We start from the raw sequence: 21,093 nt of genomic DNA on the forward strand, positions 1-21,093 counted from the left end.
ATACATGAGCCAGTCAATCCGCAATGGTCTGAGTACGGTCCCTGAACTTGACGATGTGCAGTTTAATCGTTGGCAGGGATTGTTGGAGGAGCGCACGGGGATGTTTCTGCCCCAGCAGCGTCGCTCCTTCTTACAGACCAGCCTGGGTCTGCGCATGCTGGAACTCGGCATCCGCGATTACGGCGAGTACTACGAAAAGATTCAGGACGGCCCTTCCGGCGTGATGGAGTGGTCGACTCTGGTCGACCGACTCACCGTCCAGGAAACACGTTTTTTCCGCGACCCGGATGCGTTGCAGCTGGTTGTCGAGCATATGCGTCGTCAGCGTCCGCGTTTGCAGGCTCGTGAAGAGACCATGGAGTTCTGGAGTGTTGGTTGCTCCTCGGGTGAAGAGGCCTACACCCTGGCCATGCTTGCCGAGGAAAACCTCGCTTCAACCGGCCTTAAGTACTCCATTACCGGTACGGATATCTCCACGATTGTTCTTCGTAAAGCACGTAGCGGCCGTTACCCGTTGCGAGCGCTTGAACGTATTCCGGTTGAGTACCACAACTGGGCCATTGCGCCGCTGTCTTCACAGCAGGTAGAAGTGGCCGCTCAGTTACGCCGTCGTTGCTGCTTCAGTCAGGTAAACATTCTTAATCTGAAGAACTGTCCTCTGCAGTCGCAGCATGTGATTTTCTGTCAGAACGTTCTTATTTATTTCCGTCGTTGGCGTCGGCGGGAAATTCTTGATGCTCTCGCGCAACGTCTTGCGCCGGGGGGCTTACTGGTTATCGGGCTCGGTGAAATGGTGGACTGGGAGCACCCGCTATTAGAATCGGTGCACAGTGGTCAGGTGACCGCGTTTGTCCGCAAACAATCCACATCGACAGGGGAGAGTGCAAGGCGATGAGTCAGGACTACATCGCCCTGGAATGGGTAAAAGGGGAAATTCAGGATACGCTGCAACAGGCTCAGCAGGCACTTGAAGCGTACGTTGAACATCCCGAAGACAGAAGTCGTCTGCGCTTCTGTTTAAGTTACCTGCACCAGGTGCATGGAACATTGCAGATGGTGGAGTTCTACGGAGCTGCGCTGCTGGCTGAAGAGATGGAAGCGGTTGCTCTGGCATTGACTGAGGGTTCCCTGAGTAATGAGCGGGATGGCCTTGAGGTACTGATGCAGGCCATTATTCAGTTGCCGCATTATCTTGAGCACGTGAAGGTCGGGCGTCGTGACCTGCCTGTGGTGCTGTTGCCAATCCTGAATGAACTGCGGTCTACCCGCGGTGAAAACTTCCTGTCTGAAACGTCACTGTTCACGCCTTACGTCGAGCACAACGCCCCGTTGACGGGAGCGCAGAAAAACCTGTTTACCCAACCCAATTTTTCGCCATGGCTGCGCAAAACGCGTCAGATGCTGCAGGCGGCGACTCTCCAGTTGCTGCAGGATCGCGACCCGGACCTGGCGAAACACTACATTAATAAGCTCTTCGCTAAGCTCAATAAGTCCATGGGTGGTACCCCTCAGGGGATTGTCTGGTTGCCTGCTCTGGCATTCAGTGAGTGGTTGCTGAAACAGGACAGCCTGCCAAAAAGCGCCAAGGTTCTGTTACGTCAGCTCGATCAACTTCTGAAAACCGGTCTTGATAAAGGGGTTGCGGCGATTAATCGTCCGCCCGCTGAAGAGCTGCTGAAAAATCTGTTGTTCTATGTTGCCCGCACTGATGCGCGTGGTGAAGCCATTCGTCTGGTGCAGAAGCGTTTCCGGTTGGCTGAAGCTCTGCCTAATGCGGAAGACGCGGAAGATCATGCGATGGGAGCAGGTTCGGATGCGGTATCGGGAGCATTGACTGCTCTGATAGAAGAGATTTCCACGGTCAAAGATGAGCTTGATCAGGTTGTACGTGGTTCTGCCGAACGCGAACCTGCTCTGACATCTATCCGCAGTACTGTCCGTCAGGTTGCCGATACTATGGGGATGCTGGGGTTAGGCATGCCACGCCGGGTAATGCAGGAGCAGGAAAGCGCGATAGTGGCGTTGCTTGAAGCCGAAGCCAGTGACGAGCAGGACAGTAAATTACTGGATGTCGCGGGTGCACTTCTGTACGTCGAAGCGACGTTAAACGGAATGATCCGTGATGGTGACACCACTAAGTCTGTCAGCGACAGCGCGATGTCCGACGCTCAGCGCGCTGTGCTTCGTGAAGCGCGTAATGTCCTGGAGCAGGTAAAAGACGGCGTCGTTTCTTACATAGCGCATCAGTGGTCAACCGAGAAATTGCAGGAAGTCCCGGCACTTCTGCACTCGATTGAAGGCTCATTAAATATGATTCCAATGCCGCGCGTCGCGGTATTGTTATCGAATCTCTCAACATTCGTCCAGCAGGCGCTGCTGGCCGACCGCCCAGCGCCGGAATGGGGCGTTATGGATATGGTCGCGGAAGTTCTCAGTGGTGTTGAATACTATCTTGAACGTTACTCTGACGAGTCAACGTCTACTGATATCGCGATTATTGAGCGCGCGGAAAATACGCTGAGCACGTTGATGCAGCGCTGCGGTATTGAATCTGCGGCGTCTGAAAATCTCTCTGATGTTGAGTTACCCGAAGGATTTGCGGATGAAGCCGTCGATGTTACCAGCTTCTCTGAAGCGCTCGGTCTCGACGATGAACTGATAGAAAGTAATCAGGATCTGATCTCCAATGTTGCCGAATCAGACGTGTCCGAATCCGATGAACTGCCAATTATTGAGCTCGAAGAGGATCTGGACGAAGAACAGCCGGCAGAGACTCTAAGCGAACCTGCAGATAACGCATTAAAAGACGCTGACGATGACTTCATTGATGATGAAATCATTGAAGTCTTCCTCGAGGAAGCAGAAGAAGTTACCGAGACTCTGGGCGAGTTCTGGCCTGCTTACCGTAAGAATCAGGATGACAGTGAAGCGCTGACCACCGTAAGACGTTCTTTCCATACTCTGAAAGGCAGTGGCCGCATGGTGAAAGCGGATGATGTCAGCGAACTGGCATGGTCCGTAGAAAATATGTTCAACCGCGTGCTCGATGAGACGATTTCTGTCAATGATGACATGATTGCGTTCGTCGATCGTGTGATTGAACAACTTCCCGGCCTCATTGAAGATTTCCGTGCTAAGCGTGCTGCTTCAATCGATGTTCAGCCATACATGGACTATGCCTTCGCCACGGCTGAGGGCAACCAGCCGGCGACTCTGCCGGGCTCATCTGCTGAGGACGATTCAGCAGATCCTGTGGAAGAAGCTGAATCAGACGTCGAAGCGGATACGCGTATCGTTGAGGATGGTACCGCTGAGAGTAATGACGTTGAGAGTAGTGCAGACGATGCTATCGGCGTGGTGGAAGAGCTGGCCAGCCCGGAAGCGACGCAGGATACCGATGCTCAACAAGAGGCAGAAGATCGTGCCGCACTGCTGGAAATCTTTATTGCCGAAGCTGAAGCACACCTCGCGGTTGTCGATGAGTTTGTTACCGAGTCGAATGAAACGGCGTGTGGTAACCAGATCAGCGATGCTTTGCAGCGAGCCCTGCATACTCTTAAGGGCAGTGCGCACATGGCAGAGCTGGCACCGCTTGCCGATGTCGCTTCTGTTATTGAAAAATTAACCAAAGAGCTTCGTGCTTTCCGTTTACCGAATACTCCAGAACTGGCGTCGTTGCTGAACGATGCTTCTGTGGCTCTGCGTTCTTATCTGACTGTCGATCAGCTTATGTTGCTCGAAGATATGCCAGAAGCACCCGCTTTAATCGAGCGCGCGGCTGCTATTGAAACTGAGCAGCTTCAGCCTATGTATCAGGGCGAATCGGCAGCGGGCATATCGACCGAAGCAATCAGTCACTTCCTGGCTTCTGGCATGGATTCGCTGATTGAGGCCGATGAGCTTCTGCAGACGTGGCAGGAAGAAGATAGCTCTGAGGTGCTCGACACTATTTCGGCAGATCTGTCATCAGCAGCACAGGCCGCAGAAGACGCAGGCATCCCAGCAGTGAAAGAAATGGCGCTGGCACTGCATCATTTTTATCAGGGCGCACGCAACGCGGCGGCACATCCTGAGCCAGAGTTAGTCGCTTTTATCAGCGATGCGCATGAAGAGCTGCTCAATATGATGGACTGCCTGGCGGCAGGTCAGGATCTTCCTGACGTGTCGGACACCGTTCGTCGCGTTCGTGATTGGCAGTTCCCTGAATCGCAGTTGCCTGATGAGCAAGCAGAAGAACAGCTAGATGAGCAGACAGAAGAACAGCCAGATGAATCCGCCGGGTCTCATGCTGGTGAGTCTTCCGTTGTGGAGGGGATGCTTTCTCTTAACGATGAAGAAACACCCCCGGTTCCTGAGGTTGATGAGTCCTCCCTGAGTGAGCTAGAGCAGGCCGATATCGAAGAGCAGGAAGATGACCTGATTCTGGATATCTTCCTTGAGGAAGCTGAGGAAATCACCGAAGCCATTGAGTCCATCGTACAGAAGTGGGAAAAGACCCCAGAAGACCTTCTGCCGGTTTCTGAACTTCAGCGTGAGCTGCACACCCTCAAGGGTGGTGCACGTATGGCCGAGTTGCCAGAAGTTGCTGATTTATGCCACGAGCTGGAAACACTCTATGAGCGCCTGAATGATGGGGTGATTGATCTTTCCGAAGATACATTACCGCTGGCACAAAGTGCTCACGATTTACTGTTTACACAGCTGCAATCTGTGAGGGAAGGCAAGGGCCCAGAAAATCCCGAGCGCATGATTGAGGCTCTCAAAGTGGCATCGCAGCGCAGTGGTGCTGAGTCGAGGCCTGTTCAGGATACTGCGGAAGCGGACTCGCGTGCCTATATGGTGCAGTCTGAAACCGCGGATGAGAGCGACCGTGAAATTGTCGGCATCTTCCTTGAAGAAGCTGGTGAGTTGATGGAAGCGTTGGATGAAGGCGTTGAAGCATGGCGTGCGGAGCCTTCGTCAACTCAGGGCGCAGACGAACTTCTGCGTGTGTTACACACTTTGAAAGGTGGCGCTCGCCTCGCTGGGTTATCAGTCATCGGTGACACAGCCCATAACTTCGAATCAGATATCCAGAAGGCGTTGTCGCGCAAAGCCCGCTTTGACGACACCTTCTTCATGCACCTCAATGAACGGCAGGAAAACCTGCAGTCAAAGATTGATGATGTAGCCAGCCTGCTCGACAGTGATGGCGTGCTCGTGCTCGGAGAAAAAGAGCTGGTGGTCGATGCTCCAGTGTCTGCTCAAGACGTTGTTGCAGATACCGGCGGACAGGCGGATGCCCCTGTTTCCCTGAGCGATGATCTGTCCGACGAATCACAGGCCGACACTGAAGGCGACGAGGGATCATTAGCCGTTGTACCTCTGTCCGGTAAAGAGGTTGAGATGGCGCCGGAACGCCCGGCTCCGGCGATGGCACAACAGCGAAAAGCACCTACTGAGCTGGTGAAAGTTTCAGCTGATCTGCTCGACAGCCTCGTCAACCTGGCCGGTGAGACAGCGATTGGTCGGGGGCGTCTGGAAGAGCAGGTCAGCGACTTCGCGGGGACTCTCTCAGAAATGGATCAGACGCTGGACCGGATGCGCGACCAGCTGAGACGTCTGGATATTGAAACTGAAGCTCAGGTGCTGTTCCGCCAGGAGCGTCATGGACCAGATTACGAAGACTTTGATCCTCTGGAAATGGACCGCTATTCGGCGATGCAGCAGCTTTCGCGAGCATTGATGGAATCTGCGTCCGACCTTATCGATCTGAAAGAAACCCTCTCGGGCAAAACCCGTGACGCTGAGACACTTCTGCTGCAACAAAGCCGGGTGAATACGGAGCTGCAGGAAGGCCTGATGAAGACCCGTATGGTTCCTTTCCAGCGTATGGTGCCACGCCTGCGTCGTATTGTTCGCCAGGTCAGCCTTGAACTGAATAAGCAGGTCGAGCTGCGGGTTAACAACGCCGATGGTGAAATGGACCGTACCATTCTCGAACGTATGATTTCTCCTCTTGAGCATATGGTCCGCAATGCCGTCGACCACGGTATCGAGAGTGGAGAGCAACGCCGTGCAGCCGGTAAACCCGAGAAAGGCAGCATTGAGCTGGATATCCGTCGTGACGGTGGTGATGTTGTTCTTACCCTGCGCGACGACGGTCAGGGCATTAACCTTGATGCGGTTCTGAAGAAAGCCCGTGAACGCGGCATGGTGCCAGACGGTGTTGAGCCGACTGAGCACGATATTATGCAGTTTATTCTGCAACCTGGTTTCTCTACGGCAGAGGTCATTACACAGATCTCTGGTCGTGGTGTCGGTATGGATGTCGTCAGCAGCGAAATTAAGCAGATGGGCGGCAGTGTTGAAATTCGTTCTGAAGCTGGGACAGGCAGTGAATTTGAAGTTCGTCTGCCGTTCACTGTGTCGGTCAACCGGGCACTGATGGTTCGCATCGGTGAAGACTTGTATGCCGTTCCTCTGAATAACATTCAGGGGATCGTTCGTGCTTCCGTTGCCGAGCTACAGAACCTCTATGATCTGCCTGAAGGCGAGCGCTTCTTTAATTACGCCGGTCGCGACTACCAGCTGGGGTATCTGGGAGCGATGCTCGATGAGCACTCTCATCCGAAGATCTCGGGTCAGCACATGCCGCTGCCTTTGCTTCTGGTTCGCGGTCAGGTTCCTTTTGCTTTGCAGGCTGATGCACTGCTGGGCTCGCGAGAGATCGTGGTGAAGAGCCTTGGTCCTCAGTTTGCTGGAGTACGTGGTATTTCAGGTGGCACGATTCTGGGGGATGGTAGTGTTGTTATCATTCTCGATCTGCCAGCCATGATCCGTACCTATACCAGCCTTGAGTATCAGCAGGCTAAAGCGCTTGATAATAAAGCGGCTGAAGCGCGTCACGAGCAAGAGCGTCGTCTGCCTAAGGTGCTGGTTGTCGATGACTCGGTGACGGTACGTAAGGTAACGACACGTCTGCTCGAACGCCACGGCATGGAAGTATTGACCGCGAAAGACGGTATGCATGCTATGGAAGTCCTGCAGGATGTGAAACCCGATGTCATGTTGCTCGATATCGAGATGCCTCGTATGGATGGTTTTGAGGTAGCGTCACTGGTTCGTCATGATGAGCGCCTGAAAGATCTTCCGATCATCATGATTACTTCGCGTACCGGTGATAAACACCGTGAGCGAGCGAGAAGCATTGGTGTGAATGAATATATGGGTAAACCCTTCCAGGAAGAAGCGCTGCTGGAAAACATCAATGCCTTCCTGGGGCACGAGGTTTACTGAGTGGGCAGCCCAAGAGTCGCTGTGATTAACAGCGACCTTTTGCAGCAACGCATATTGGCGGAGTCACTGGAGCGGCTTGGGTTTGAGGTCGTACTGAATATCCCGGCCGCAAGAATGACCCTGGCGTTGATCAGGGAGACTCAGGCAGATGCCTGGTTAGTCACTGTTCGCGATGACGATGAAGTCTGCGGGGAAAGCTTTGATTCCTTACTGGACGGAGACGCGCCTGTTCTCGTCGGTATGGATGACGCACCGGATAACAATTGCACCAGCTTCTTACGTTGGGAAAAGAAGCTGCTTACTAAGCTACGGGACCTGACGGACACTCCGGCGCCTGCGGCTGAAGTCAGCCAGGTGCCATGGGCGCAGAAACAACACAGAGAGATTCTGCTTCCAGCAGTATTTGCGGATGACACACGCAAGCTCCCCTTGCATATATTTGTTCTGGGCGCCTCTTTGGGTGGGCCAGAGGCCGTAAAAGAGTTTCTCGACGTGCTGCCCGAAGGTTTGCCGGTCGCGTTTGTTTACGCCCAGCATATTGATGAAAGGTTCGAGCAGGCACTGTGTCAGGCGGTTGGGCGTCATTCGCTGTACCAGCTTAAGAATGTCGAAAATGCTGCGATTCTGGCCGCGGGTGAAGTGCTGATTGCACCGGTATCAACGACCTTCGACCTTGTCGGTCTGGACCGTATCAGTCTTGGGACCAGCCCCTGGGATGGCCCTTATGGACCGTCCATTGATGGTGTCATTGACGTAGTGTTTAATCACGCTCGACAACGCTTCGGCTGTATTCTGTTCAGCGGTATGGGGAGTGACGGCGCAGAGAGTATTTCAGCACTGCCGGAAGGCACCGATGTATGGGTTCAGGCCCCTGAAGGCTGTGGTAATGCCTCTATGCCCGAAAGTGCGATACACACTGGAAAAGTAACCTTCGTAGGCGATTCGTATCAGCTGGCGCTGAAGCTGGTTGAACACTTGAAAGATAAATGGATAGAGAATTATGAGCGAAAACCAGATCACCAGTGCGGATAACAAGCCTGAACAGGTGGACTGCCTGCTGGTTCCGTTAAAGGATCGCAATCTTATCCTGCCGAACGTAACGGTGGCGGAGGTTATCCCGTTTTCGCACCTGCTGACAACGAATGCCAGCACAGACTGGATTCTCGGTCGTCTGGACTGGCGTGGGACCTTGGTTCCGGCTCTGTGTTACGAACTGATGAGTGGCCAGGCTGCACCGGCACCGAATCCGGATGCACGTTTTATTATCGTCAACGGGGTAAATGCGAACCCTCAGATGCCTTTCTACGCCATTCTGGTGCAGGGTATCCCCCGCTTAATGCACGTTGGCGAAAACGATCTACAGGAAGTCGAAGCCATGGGTATGGGGCAGTTTGATAAGGTTGCCGTGACCTTCGAGGGAGTTACCGCCATGATTCCGGATCTGGACAGTGTCGAGCTTCAGGTTCAGGCGACTCTGTGATATTTAGATTGATCACGTATTAGCTACCTTAGAGATATCGTTCTGTTTCCTAATTTTCCATCTGCCTCAAAGGCTCTGCTGGCTGGTGTCACGCAGGCTCGGTTCTGGCTGTTCGTTCTTCTCGGGGTCTGTGTTGCCGCTCAGCCATGGCACCGTGGAACGGGGGTTCTGGCTTTTCAGTTGGCAATTCTGCTCAGTTGTGTTGTCGCGTTCAGAGATGCGGACTTTCTTAAACACCTCTATCGATATCGTTGGCTGGCTGGGAGCCTGGGCTCGGTCGCTCTTGTCTCTGTGTTTTCCTGGGTGTTTAGGGAATATGAGGACGCGCCTTTTCGCTCTGTGAAGCCTTACCTTACTTTAATTGCGATTATTCCGCTGATACTTGCTATGCGGACGTTGAATTTCAGGCGTAGTGAAATTTCGCTCATTGCAATTTTTGCCGGATTATCCTTAGGAGCATATGCCCTTAGTGAGGTATGCGCAGGAACTCGTGGTCGCTGGGATGCTACGGAGAATGCGGTTGAATTCGGGAATTATGCAGCGCTTATTGGTGGTCTATTGCTCATCCTCGGCACGCAACTCCATACAGTAAGGTGGAAATGGCTAATTATAGGATTGTCCTTAGCAGGATCGGTGGCAGCCCTCTATGTCTCCTACAAGAGCGGTACACGAAGCAGTGTGGGCGTAGTTCTTTTAGCCACTCTCTGTGTCTTTGGTTATATACTTTTTTCATTAAAAAACTGGGGCGTTCTTGTACTTCTCGGCGTGTGTTTTGTCTGTGCAGCTTTTACGATCTCCGAAACCGGGCGCTTCAGAGCTCTTGAAACTGAACTATCCAAGGCATTCGCAGGAGGCTATTCTTCGGGCTCTCTGGGGCAACGTCTTGAACTATGGCGGTTGAGCGGGTGTATCGCGAGTGAGTTCCCGGTTCTGGGAGTGGGTACTGGTTCATTTAAATATGCGCAGCTGGATCATTGGCCAAAGACCTGCGGTGTTGGGATTCGAGCATCAAAAGGTTATTTCAGTCAGGCTCACAGCGTTTACTTTCAAGCTTTGGCTACTATGGGATACCTGGGACTAGTAAGTCTCATGGCACTTTTTGCGATGCTAATAAGTGCCGCACTACTCAATATCGGTTCGGGCGGGCTTTTCTTAGCTTTCGTGGTCAGCTCTTTTATGGTTGCTGGAATAACTGTAGATCTGTTTTTTAAAGACTTTATGGTCGCACGGTTTGTACTTTTGACTAGTCTGTGCTTGGTCTGGTTACAGCACAACGATACCGGCGGACTCAAAGGTGTAACGTAAGGCATTCCCCTTATCTGTACGATTCTGATAGAGCGTATCCATGCCTACTGAAATGACTACGCTGTCTGACAGCAGCATTTTTGCGTTAATTAATGCGGTCGAGGTACAGCCCAGAACGTATGAATAGTGAGTTTTGCTGTATAACTCTTCTGCACAGAAAATATCTTCCTCAATAACTTTGTAGCCGTTGTTGAATTCCTGATTGCTTGATCTCGGGTGGCCAAGGTAATGAACCTGGTCAACGTTCAGTCGTTCGACCTCAAGCTTGAGGCGGTTGCTGATTGTAGTCACTTCGTGGGCTGTTGCCAGATTGAGGTCAAGAAGACGTTGTCCGATAACCAGGGCTTTCTTTTTCTTTTTAGGCTCAGCTCTGCGTTCAATGGCAATATCGATATGCCTGAGCTTATCTTCCGGGTAATTCGTTTTAATGCCAGAAAAAGAATACAAGACATCAAACAGAGGATCGTCAATTCCAATGCGGCAGCCTGAAAAGTAATGATACTTGAGATCCGGGAACGGTAAATATTTCAGATATCGTAATCTGGTTCTCAGCGATACTTTTGAGGTTTCGTCGGTTGATTCAACAATGGTGTTGAGAATGCCGTCCGGAACCATTCTGAGTCTGAGTGGCACTTGACTGAAATTGCGCTGAAGAGCATGTATCACCAGATTCTGATGAATCTGATCGATCCGGGGGGTATGGAGCAGTATTCGTGAGAAAGGTTTTGCTGAACGTAGTTTGTTGACTACGGAACTCAGGCACCGTTTAAGCTTTATGATCTTTTGCAACGTACCCGACCAGTCTCGGTCGAGGTAGGTATGGTCTACACCGCGTGCTGTGAGCTTCTGAGATAGAGATTCAGAGTAAGAGAAAACGATCACCTGTTCCGGTGACGTTATTTTTATAATTTCCAGGCTCGCGAGATACTGGAGTTCCGTCTCTATGACAAATAAAGCGATGTCGCCGTGTGTCTTCATTGATTTTGCTGTTGCCCGGTTGCTTACTTATTAATGCTTTGACAATAAAGATCAAGCTCAGTCCCTTTCAGGCTTGAAGATTCTAAGCTGTTGAGCAGGTTCCTGATAGCCTTGCGGTGTTTCTTTTCAAACACCTTACGGCGCTTGTAGCGCTTTGCCCCTGTATCAATAAACTTCAGTTCCATGGTTTCTGGATGACAAAAAATATTATCAAGGTGGAGGTCTGAATAAAGAACGGAATGCTGTTTTAACGTTTGCAGTGTGATTCTAATCTGATCGGTCAGAAGCGAGACCTGCTGGTCGTTCAGATCCTTCTGTATATCAGAGAGAGAGAGTAAACCTGATTCCGTCAGATTTTCCATCAGGTAATAGCCGATATACAAGGCGTTGCGTGGGATTGGAAAAGAAATGCCCATCTCATACACTTCCGGAGCACCAATCCCAATAGACCGTAGAAGCTGGGCACCCGTGTACTCAGTATGGGTTCTACTTCGCTTCCAGAAAACCTTAACATGTTCATGCCAGGTCCGCGCTTTCACCAGTTTCAGAACCATTGATGTCCCTGAGAGCATGCCTACTGTCGATACATGATGGTCGAGCAGGATTTCACCCAGAGTAAGTTCGCGGCCCTGTCCTGCATTGCCAGAGGTTCGTAAAAAGTGCTGTATAAGTGTCTTACTGTTGTCTCTGCGTATTCTGGTCAGCACGTTACTATTTCCAGTATTCTCTGATCCAGGGCGCTTCCTTCCATACCCCCCATGGACCGTTCATAACATCAACAGGATCGGGTTTTCCATGGAAGATGACGATTTTTGCGCCTTGCGGTAGTTGTGCATATCCTTTGGTTGTCGGAAACATGTCGAGTTTAAGAAGTATGCGGCCGATAGCTCCCCATGTGCGCTTAGCCCGTGCATTACATTGCTTCTTGAAGGAGACCACCCATTCGCGGGGCCATTCATTCATGTGCTGTGGAATGGCCTCTGCAATCCAGTCCTGGTCGCCGTGAAGTCGCTCAATAATACTTTCTTTGTTCTCCCAGAAGCGTTCCCAGACTTCTGTCTGGCTACCTATTTCCAGGCGGAATACAGAGCTGTTGAAACCTTTTTTCAGGTCTTTGATGATACGGAATGTGCCGGGTGCATAAGTGAAAAGCTCATCAATGTTTGCGGTGATCACAACATCCAGATCGAGGAAAATAGTGGTGCCTGAGATATCGAAGAGTTCGGATTTAAACAGCATCAGCTTATACCACCATCCCTTGATACCAAGATCAGGTAACATGCGGAAGTTTATTCCTTCATCGAGACCCTCGGGGTTGTCTGTGATGCAGTAGAAATTTATCGGCACTGTGGTATTACGGCGAACCATATTATGCAGACGATTCACGAATTCAGCGGGGTACTTAGAGCCCCATTTTAAGCAGACGACGTTATACATGGATCGCTATTTTAAAACTCTGACCGGTATAGAACCGGGGTGATATTTATGTAATCAGCTGGCGTTCAGCGCTTGCGTGATTACCTTAGTAGGGTGTGGATCTTCACAAATGATACCGAGGTCAAGCAGCGTGCTTTTTCTCTCTTTTGGGACTGTTAAACGGTCAATTTCCTGTTCCAGTTGTCCTGAATCATGGAGCTTAACCCAGCGTCTGTAATGGTTCCCCATTTTCGATACGCCTTTTTTCAGTAATGCCGAGCGATTTTCAATGTTTGCTACAAAAGACTCCCGGGACCTGATCGGATAGTGATAGACCGTAATTCTTTCTGACTGTTTCTGATTTAACCAGCCCCAGGCGTGCCAGGCTCTATGGTTTCCACCTTTGATTCTCAGCATGCCGGGGCTACGGACAATGACTTTACCGTGGATTTTTCCGAGCATAATAGATCGCTCGACCTCTTCCACTTCACCACCTTTCCGGTAGTTTATCGGCGAAGAGACACATAGGTTCTGTGTGAAAAAATCTGCTCCACGATCAAATGCTTCACGTTCGAAAAGTATATTTTTGCGCTGGCAGTGAATGATCGACCCTGTTTGTGTCAGCTCATCTTTCAGGTTACACCCTGGTGATGGTATCCAGAACTCATCTGCATCGTTCGCGATTGTCCAGTCAGCACCAAAATCCTTTCGCGCCATCTTCGCCATCTCGGTTTTCCAGTTACTTTGCTGGTAGTCCAGAGTAGGGCGCTCAATCACTGTAATTGGCAGGGTATTGGCGAGTGCACGAACGATTTCCAGGGTGCCATCTGTCGATCCGTTATCCATAACAACGAAACTATCCACACCTAAGGCGGCGTGGACCCGGATGTTTTCAGCAATAATGTCTGCTTCATTTTTAATGAGCAGATTCATCGACAAATGCATAGAAATGACCGTTCGCGTAAAGCGCACAATCATATCTCAGAGATTAATTTATGTACACGTCATCAACTACGCTGCATCTGGGACAGCAATGCATGCATTGTTACCGGCTTTCTCAATAGCCCCGTTCGACAGTGCCGCGAACTTTTTTTCGAGTGACTTCCAGGACTTGTTAATAAAGTATCGTGATAGCGCTGGAATCCGGATGTTAAGAGGGTTCACTCCCGGATTGCTGACTCCATCAACGATAACTAAACGCGGATGACCATTCTGGACCTGGCACATGATGTTGTTAGGGCTGAGATCCCGAACGCAGATCTGTTGTTCCAGGAGGTATTCACGCAGCTCATCCATGAGGGCTCTGATCGTATTTTCGGGAAACTCTTTATTTCGCACAGCGTTTGACAGGGTCGATGATACTTCTCCGTCATCGTTCAACATCAGTTCGCAAGCCGCACCTTCCCCGCGGCTCGTCTTGACAGTCCCCATGTAGTGCGCCAACTTCGACGTGTCTACGCCTTGCTTCATCAGATAAGCAAAGTACGCTCTCTCACGACGTGTTTGCTTCTGTGGTTTGCGTGACACTTTGATGCACTGGTTATTGATGAGTGGGTGGCGATAGCAATCCCGGTCTCGCCCCTGGCCTATCAACTCTGCTTCTGACAGATCGATAATATCCATAGAGGTACCCTTAATCTTTGCGGTTGTCATGCTATTGTCATTGTTTTATGTATTAGGTTCCAGTTTTTATAGGCCAATTGACTATTCCCTCAGCGGCACAATAGAGAGCTAATAGGCCAATTCACGAGCTTGGTCGCAATATGTATCAGGCTTCGAGCGTTGTTCCCTGAGATACTTCATTGGCAGCAACGCTGGTAACGCCAATCCGAGAAAAAAAATGCTCAAACTCGCTGGCGAGAGGTGCCTCTGGGTTTTTAATCGATATGATTTGCGCGTCGGGCCTGAGCCAGCGGCCGTTGATCAGTGTCGAAGAAAGATCTCCGATGATCGTTGCTTCAGGGGGAAGTAGGGGCAAAATCGCTTCAAACGGTATTCGATGGGGAATGACGTAGGCGCCAGTCCGGTTTTCAGCCTGCAGTATATCTGGGTTGGTGTTGCGAGGATGGTACTTGACGCCAACTATTCTGCCATCGCTGATTATCTCTGCCATCACAGAATCCATTGCATCCTTATAGCCATCTAACTTAGTGATAATTGACTCATGAGGGAGCGTAAGTACTGCACCGAGATCTTTCAATGTTTGTGGATCAGCGCCGAAGTGCTTGACCAGAAGTGAGCAGAAGTCCCGTACTGTAGGGTTATCGGTGTGGGCAGGTTGAAGAGGATGGAGTTTCTTTTGTGCCAGTAACGGGTGAACCAGATCAGGGAAAGCTGCATAGACGTCTGAAATCCATTGGGATGCACCAATGGTCGGAGGATTCTTCCACCAGAAGCCGTACGTCAGTTTTTTCAGCCAGTTATCAACAATACGATCTGAAAAGCTGGCTGAAGCCTCGCGTCCTACATACGTGAACGTGCCTTCATCCATATAGATGCCTTGCACGTCACTGCGCTTGGACTTCGCGCAATGCATTGCGTACTGAAACTCGATACGTCGATCATTCCCGGTGAAGAGTTGTCCTGGTTCGTTCCGCGTTACCCATTGCTCAAATTCCGCAAATACGCGTTTACGGTTTTCCAGTTTCGCCTTGGTGCCTTTGATATGACCCTGACTGATGCGCAATTCACTGAACGGCGAGTTATGCCAGCTCTTAATGAGATCGAAGTAAGGGTTGTTTTCTACGATAGGTTGATCAATCAACCACAGGCATGCAGGGGTGCTGGGCGTCTTACTGGCGATCGCCACCGAATTCAGAATATGTAAGGGTGTCGATGCCAGAAAGAGTTGCTGAGACATAGGTGTGTCCGATTAAACCAGATTACGCCACACACGCAGGCTGGCTTCAGACTGATTGAGGGTATAGAAGTGAATACCTGGTGCGCCGCCTTCTAACAGGCGATGGCACATTTCCGTTACCACCTCTTCACCAAATTGCTGAATAGACTCGTTGTTATCGCCGTAGGCTTCCAGTTGCTTGCGGATCCAGCGTGGAATCTCGGCGCCACAAGCGTCCGAGAAACGTGCCAGCTTGCTGTAGTTGGTGATTGGCATGATGCCCGGAATGATCGGGATATCGACGCCCATGTCACGTACACGATCAACGAAGTTGAAGTAGCTGTCGGCGTTGAAGAAGTACTGAGTGATTGCGCTGTCTGCACCAGCCTTCACTTTGTTGACGAAGTGTTCGAGGTCTTTTTCGAAGCTGGTCGCCTGAGGGTGCATCTCTGGGTAAGCCGCGACCTCAAGAGTGAAGTGATCGCCGGTTTCTTCGCGGATGAACTCGACCAGTTCGTTGGCATAGCGCAGCTCGCTGCTGGCGAGGCCGGCGCCGCTTGGCAGGTCGCCGCGCAGGGTAACAATGCGGTCGATGCCGAGGTCCTTGTATTCATTCAGCAGTGAGCGCAGATCGTCCTTACTGTCACCCACGCACGACAGGTGAGGGGCTGCAGCGATACCGCGTTCCTGAATGGCTTTGACGATGGCGTAGGTGCGGTCGCGGGTAGAGCCACCGGCACCGTAGGTCACCGAGAAAAACTCTGGATTAAAGGCAGCGAGTTCGTCGCGCACTTTCAGGAGTTTTTCTGTCCCTTCCTCGGTTTTGGTCGGGAAAAATTCAAAACTTAAGGTCGTCATCTTAACTTCTCTTGATCCGGTAGAGGCGCTGTTCGCCGCTACCTATTATCTTGTTATTGGCTATTTACTTCGCACTTATCATAGCCTCAGGAGCGTTAGCGAAGAAGCCAGATCGAGGCGGATTTGCTTCGGAACGCGCAGTGTATAAATCATACATGAGCATTTCCGGAGCAAATCCAACAAAGAGCTGGCGATGCAGCTAGCTCCGCTCAAACATTAATATTTATAGGCTTCTGGCTTATACGGGCCATCCACATCAACATTAATGTAGCTCGCTTGATCACCCGTCAGTTTAGTGATCACGCCACCGAAGCCTTCCACCATGTCTTTGGCCACTTCTTCATCCAGCTTTTTCGGCAGAACTTTCACATAGATGCTTTCTTTCTTCTCAGCTTCCATCATATCGGCGAATTTGCGCTCATACAGATAGATCTGCGCCAGTACCTGGTTGGCGAACGAGCCGTCCATGATACGTGATGGGTGACCGGTGGCGTTACCCAGGTTCACCAGACGGCCTTCAGACAGCAAGATCAGATGATCGTCTGCGGCTTCGTCACGGTACACCTTGTGTACCTGTGGCTTCACTTCTTCCCACTTCCAGTTCTCACGCATGTAAGCGGTGTCGATCTCGTTGTCGAAGTGGCCGATGTTACAGACAACGGCGCCGCTCTTCAGCTTCTGAAGCATGTTTTTGTCGCAAACGTTCACGTTACCCGTGGTCGTTACGATCAGGTCGGTTTTGCCCAGCAGGTCCGCGTCGACGCATTCCAGCGTACCGTTGTTTTCGCCGTTGATGTACGGAGAAACGACTTCGAAGCCGTCCATGCACGCTTGCATAGCACAGATAGGGTCGATCTCAGTCACTTTAACGATCATGCCTTCCTGACGCAGAGACGCGGCAGAACCTTTACCCACGTCACCGTAACCGATCACCAGTGCTTTCTTACCAGACAGCAGATGGTCGGTACCGCGCTTGATGGCATCGTTCAGAGAGTGACGACAGCCGTACTTGTTGTCGTTCTTCGCTTTGGTGACCGAGTCGTTCACGTTGATTGCAGGTACTTTTAGTTCGCCTTTTTCCAACATTTCCAGCAGACGGTGAACACCGGTCGTGGTCTCTTCAGAGATGCCGTGGATGTCATTCAGCAGTGCTGGGAAGTCGTTGTGAACCATCTCAGTCAGGTCACCACCGTCGTCCAGGATCATGTTGGCATCCCATACTTTGTCGCCGTCTTTCTCGGCAAGAATGGTCTGCTTGATGCACCACAGGAATTCTTCTTCGGTTTCACCTTTCCAGGCGAAGACTGGAATACCCGCCGCCGCGATGGCAGCAGCCGCGTGATCCTGAGTCGAGAAAATGTTGCACGAAGACCAGCGGACGTCAGCACCCAGATCCACCAGAGTCTCAATCAGAACCGCGGTCTGAATGGTCATGTGAATACAGCCCATGATCTTAGCACCGGCTAATGGCTGTGATTCTTTGTACTTACGGCGCAGCGCCATCAGGGCTGGCATTTCGCCTTCGGCGATTTTAATTTCTTTGCGGCCCCAATCGGCGAGGCTCATGTCTGCAACTTTGTAATCAGTAAACTGGGTCATGTTTTTGCCCTTTTGCTGTTACGGTCGCCGGGGAATACCAGCGACCAGAAAATAAATGAAATTAAGCGCTGTAATCAGACGCCGGCGGCGGTTTTCAGTGCATCGACCTTGTCAGTGCGCTCCCAGGTGAACGCAGTGAAGGTTTTGCTCTTCTTCTCGCCGTTTTCGGTGTACTCGTAGGTCATCTCGTAAGGCTCGCGACCAAAGTGGCCGTAAGCGGCAGTGGCCTGATACATAGGATTCAGCAGTTCCAGCTGGTTCTGGATCGCGTATGGACGCAGATCGAACACTTCGCGGATCACGCGTGCCAGTTCGATGTCGCTGATCTTGCCAGTACCGAAGGTATTCGCTGAAATAGACGTTGGCTCTGCCACGCCAATGGCGTACGACACCTGAATTTCACAACGGTCAGCCAGACCTGCAGCCACGATGTTTTTGGCAACATAACGGCCCATATAAGCCGCAGAACGGTCAACTTTCGAAGGATCTTTGCCAGAAAAGGCACCGCCACCGTGGCGTGCCATGCCGCCGTAGGTATCTACGATGATCTTACGGCCAGTCAGACCAGCATCACCCACCGGGCCACCAATCACGAAGTTACCGGTAGGGTTGATGTGGTACAGCGTACCTTCGTGTAGCCATTCCGCAGGCAGTACAGGCTTAATGATGTGCTCAAGAACTTGCTCGCGCAGATCTTCAAGGCTGATGCTTGGATCGTGCTGGGTCGACAGAACCACCGCATCAACTTTCGGCGAGTCGCCTTCCCAGTTGATAGTGACCTGAGATTTCGCATCCGGGCGCAGCCAAGGCAGAGTGCCATTACGACGCAGTTCAGACTGACGTTGTACCAGCAGGTGCGCGTAGTACACAGGCGCTGGCATCAGGTTAGGGGTTTCATTGGTTGCGTAACCGAACATCAGGCCCTGGTCGCCCGCGCCCTGATCTTCTGGTTTGGCGCGGTCAACACCCATGTTGATGTCGACAGACTGCTTACCAATGCCGTTCAGCACGGCACAGGTCGCGCCGTCGAAGCCTACATCAGAGCTGTTGTAGCCAATGCCTGTGATCACGTCGCGAACGATGTCTTCAAGGTCGACGTAGCATGAAGTTGTCAGCTCGCCAGCAACCACTGCCATACCGGTTTTAACCAGTGTCTCTACTGCAACACGCGCGTAGGGATCGCGGGCAATGATGGCGTCCAGAACCGCATCAGAAATCTGGTCGGCAACTTTGTCCGGGTGGCCTTCAGAGACGGACTCTGATGTAAAAATTGAATATTCGCTCATCTGCGACTCCTCAAAAAAATGCCCTCAGGCATGAAACAGTCGGAACTGGATCTGAAATCCGTTCCTTAAACCGGAATATTGGCTCTGGCCTTCTTTCAGTCCGGCTTCTTCGGCCCATTGACTGAGATCAGCAGGTTCAAAACCAAGCCATAAATCTCCGCAAGACTCCCGCGCCCAAACCTGTTCGTGGCGACAGAGGTCGGTAACCAAAAACGTACCGCCCGAACTCAGAAGCTGGGCGACATCGTTAAAAATATTCTTAGGTGACGGCACATGGTGCAGCACCATATTAGCCACGGCGAAGCCATAGCCACTGTTGTTTGTATCGCCTTCAACATCCTTGCGCGATTCAAGCAACGCGCGGGTGTCGCCCTGCACTAATGTCACGTTGTTCAGTTGCTCGTTCTGGCAGAAAGTTTCCGCTTTCGCTAACAGATCCGGCGAAATATCGAGCCCTGTCACACCAGCAAATCGTTCGCTCAGGGTCTGCAGGAATGCGCCCTCGCCGGGGCCAATTTCCAAAGCGTAGCCACTATTCTCATTGCTTCCCGGCAGGTAGCCCAGGGAGTCAAGAATGGTCGCCAGTGCATCGCCATACTGCTCATACGATGCAATCAGATCCTGCTGTTCGCGGAAATCATCTGCATGACGGGCAAAGAACCCGGCACAGGCTTCCGCTCGCTCTGCCAGTACACCATCAACGGCGGCATTGTTATCGCTTTCATCAAGCGACGAATCAATCGCGCGGAACAGCTCCCGCAGCCAGGTACTGAAGGTATCGTCGCCGGTATTCAGCGGACGGCGATAAAAAATACTGTTGCCCTCGCGCTGATTACTGACCAGGCCCGCCTGAGACAGCACCTTAAGGTGGTGGCTCATACTCGACTGCTTGATATCGAATATCTGACAAAGCTCCAGCACGCCAAATGCGCCTTGCCCGAGCAGTTTCATGACTCCCATACGCAGAGGGTCTCCGGCGGCCTTGGACGCCTGAGCCAGTCTGGCCAAAGTTAAATCGTTGGTAGTCAGATCGTTCATGGTTGCCAGTATAGTGATTTTAAACTCTATATCAATTTTTTTTGATATAGATCTGTATCCCTTTGTAATGGGCCATGGAGGTCGCAGTTCGTCCACATCCGACCTGTTTGGATCTGAGCAACCTTGTATTATTGACACCTGTATAGAAATTAATGCCACGTACATCAGGATGACTCGATGACGATCAATACACCGCTTACTCTTTTTACGATCAACATGTCGCACTACAGCGAAAAAATTCGCTGGCTGCTGGATTATGAGGGCATTGAGTACAACGAGGTTGCACTGACACCGGCAGTGCACACTCTGCCAATGCTGATTAAAGGTAAGCGCGCAGAAACTACGGTTCCTTTGGTTCAGCGTGCTACTACCTGCGTGCAGGACAGCCCGAGAATTGTGAATTGGCTGAATAACGAATATGGCCCACTGAAAACCTTACCTGCGCAACATGAGCAAGAGATTGTTGCGATTCAGCAGCGCTTTGATGCGATAGGTAAGCCGGTGGCTCGCTATCTGTATCTTCCCGGCTTTGCTCACGACGCCTTGATCAAAGATATCTGGACTCAGTTCGCCAAACCATGGGAAGAGGTATTCGTTCGAACTTTCTATCAGGTAATCAAACCTGTTTTCAAAGTTAAGCTGAAAATTAATAGAAAAGACGTCGCCCGTGCCGAGCAGAAAATCGATGCAGAAATCCGCTGGTTGGAGGAGCGCATTCAGCAAGGGCCATATCTGGTAGGGGATCAACTGACGGTTGCTGATATAACAGCGGCCTCTCTGCTGGCTCCGCTAGCTTGCCCTGAAGAACATCCTATCTACGGTACAGCCGAGTTCCGGGAGAAAATGGCTGGTCCTGCCCAGCAGTGGGCTGACAGTTCAGCACTTATGTGGGTCAGAGAAATATACGCGAAGCACCGAGGCGTTATCTGGGCTAAGCCTCCAGTGGCTGCCTGACGTTAAAATCTTTCGCGTTAACACTCTGTTTGCTAACGCACTGGCATGATGGTTAACTACTG

General features: G+C 51.4%; 16 protein-coding genes. 6 read left to right on the plus strand and 10 right to left on the minus strand.

The features are described from left to right. Positions 1 to 4: 4 nt before the first annotated feature. The 5 genes from AC5E51_RS08525 to AC5E51_RS08545 all read left to right on the plus strand — a co-directional run bounded on the left by AC5E51_RS08525 (position 5) and on the right by AC5E51_RS08545 (position 10,063). Positions 5 to 895 carry a CheR family methyltransferase gene (locus tag AC5E51_RS08525; RefSeq protein WP_068442950.1) on the plus strand — a complete coding sequence of 297 codons (891 nt, stop codon included), beginning with the start codon at positions 5 to 7 and terminating at the stop codon, positions 893 to 895. Beyond that, positions 892 to 7,278 carry a hybrid sensor histidine kinase/response regulator gene (locus AC5E51_RS08530; RefSeq protein ID WP_491778427.1) on the plus strand — a complete coding sequence of 2,129 codons (6,387 nt, stop codon included), beginning with the start codon at positions 892 to 894 and terminating at the stop codon, positions 7,276 to 7,278. Before AC5E51_RS08525 ends, AC5E51_RS08530 begins: the two co-directional genes overlap by 4 nt. 21 nt (positions 7,279 to 7,299) lie before the next feature. Beyond that, positions 7,300 to 8,310, plus strand: coding sequence for a chemotaxis protein CheB (locus AC5E51_RS08535; protein ID WP_301376657.1), 1,011 nt, complete (start codon positions 7,300 to 7,302; stop codon positions 8,308 to 8,310). Further along, positions 8,279 to 8,758, plus strand: a complete 480-nt coding sequence (locus AC5E51_RS08540; RefSeq protein WP_076516779.1) for a chemotaxis protein CheW — start codon at positions 8,279 to 8,281, stop codon at positions 8,756 to 8,758. The genes AC5E51_RS08535 and AC5E51_RS08540 overlap by 32 nt, the downstream gene beginning before the upstream one ends. A gap of 180 nt (positions 8,759 to 8,938) precedes the next feature. Then, the gene (locus AC5E51_RS08545; protein ID WP_491778428.1) at positions 8,939 to 10,063 is read left to right on the plus strand and encodes an O-antigen ligase family protein; all 1,125 of its coding nucleotides are present in this window, start codon (positions 8,939 to 8,941) and stop codon (positions 10,061 to 10,063) included. Here AC5E51_RS08545 and AC5E51_RS08550 read toward each other — a convergent pair. The 10 genes from AC5E51_RS08550 to AC5E51_RS08595 all read right to left on the minus strand — a co-directional run bounded on the left by AC5E51_RS08550 (position 10,022) and on the right by AC5E51_RS08595 (position 20,077). Continuing rightward, complete coding sequence (locus AC5E51_RS08550; RefSeq protein WP_076516775.1) at positions 10,022 to 11,041, minus strand: polysialyltransferase family glycosyltransferase; 1,020 nt, start codon at positions 11,039 to 11,041, stop codon at positions 10,022 to 10,024. The genes AC5E51_RS08545 and AC5E51_RS08550 overlap by 42 nt on opposite strands. Positions 11,042 to 11,064: 23 nt before the next feature. After that, positions 11,065 to 11,595, minus strand: coding sequence for a protein kinase family protein (locus AC5E51_RS08555; RefSeq protein WP_139325847.1), 531 nt, complete (start codon positions 11,593 to 11,595; stop codon positions 11,065 to 11,067). A 157-nt stretch (positions 11,596 to 11,752) separates the two neighbouring features. Further along, positions 11,753 to 12,427 (minus strand): hypothetical protein, encoded by a 675-nt coding sequence (locus AC5E51_RS08560; RefSeq protein WP_301376655.1) that lies wholly within the window; start codon positions 12,425 to 12,427, stop codon positions 11,753 to 11,755. Positions 12,428 to 12,532: 105 nt separating this feature from the next. Beyond that, on the minus strand, positions 12,533 to 13,429 hold the full coding sequence (locus AC5E51_RS08565) for a glycosyltransferase family 2 protein (protein ID WP_301376654.1): 897 nt from the start codon (positions 13,427 to 13,429) through the stop codon (positions 12,533 to 12,535). 39 nt (positions 13,430 to 13,468) lie between these two features. After that, positions 13,469 to 14,110 carry a YrbL family protein gene (locus tag AC5E51_RS08570; RefSeq protein WP_301376653.1) on the minus strand — a complete coding sequence of 214 codons (642 nt, stop codon included), beginning with the start codon at positions 14,108 to 14,110 and terminating at the stop codon, positions 13,469 to 13,471. 115 nt (positions 14,111 to 14,225) lie between these two features. After that, complete coding sequence (locus AC5E51_RS08575) at positions 14,226 to 15,317, minus strand: polysialyltransferase family glycosyltransferase (protein ID WP_301376652.1); 1,092 nt, start codon at positions 15,315 to 15,317, stop codon at positions 14,226 to 14,228. Between the two features lie 12 nt (positions 15,318 to 15,329). Then, positions 15,330 to 16,154 carry a methylenetetrahydrofolate reductase [NAD(P)H] gene (metF, locus tag AC5E51_RS08580; protein WP_301376651.1) on the minus strand — a complete coding sequence of 275 codons (825 nt, stop codon included), beginning with the start codon at positions 16,152 to 16,154 and terminating at the stop codon, positions 15,330 to 15,332. 216 nt (positions 16,155 to 16,370) lie between these two features. Further along, positions 16,371 to 17,753 carry an adenosylhomocysteinase gene (gene ahcY / locus AC5E51_RS08585; protein ID WP_301376650.1) on the minus strand — a complete coding sequence of 461 codons (1,383 nt, stop codon included), beginning with the start codon at positions 17,751 to 17,753 and terminating at the stop codon, positions 16,371 to 16,373. A gap of 74 nt (positions 17,754 to 17,827) precedes the next feature. Beyond that, positions 17,828 to 19,039, minus strand: coding sequence for a methionine adenosyltransferase (gene metK, locus AC5E51_RS08590; RefSeq protein ID WP_301376649.1), 1,212 nt, complete (start codon positions 19,037 to 19,039; stop codon positions 17,828 to 17,830). Positions 19,040 to 19,063: 24 nt separating this feature from the next. Continuing rightward, complete coding sequence (locus AC5E51_RS08595) at positions 19,064 to 20,077, minus strand: metalloregulator ArsR/SmtB family transcription factor (protein ID WP_068439797.1); 1,014 nt, start codon at positions 20,075 to 20,077, stop codon at positions 19,064 to 19,066. A gap of 177 nt (positions 20,078 to 20,254) precedes the next feature. Here AC5E51_RS08595 and AC5E51_RS08600 point away from each other — a divergent pair, with 177 nt between their 5' ends. Continuing rightward, positions 20,255 to 21,031: a glutathione S-transferase family protein gene (locus AC5E51_RS08600; protein ID WP_068438963.1), complete on the plus strand. Its 777-nt coding sequence runs from the start codon at positions 20,255 to 20,257 to the stop codon at positions 21,029 to 21,031. Positions 21,032 to 21,093: the final 62 nt, after the last annotated feature.

It is taken from the genome of Thalassolituus sp. (assembly GCF_984348125.1).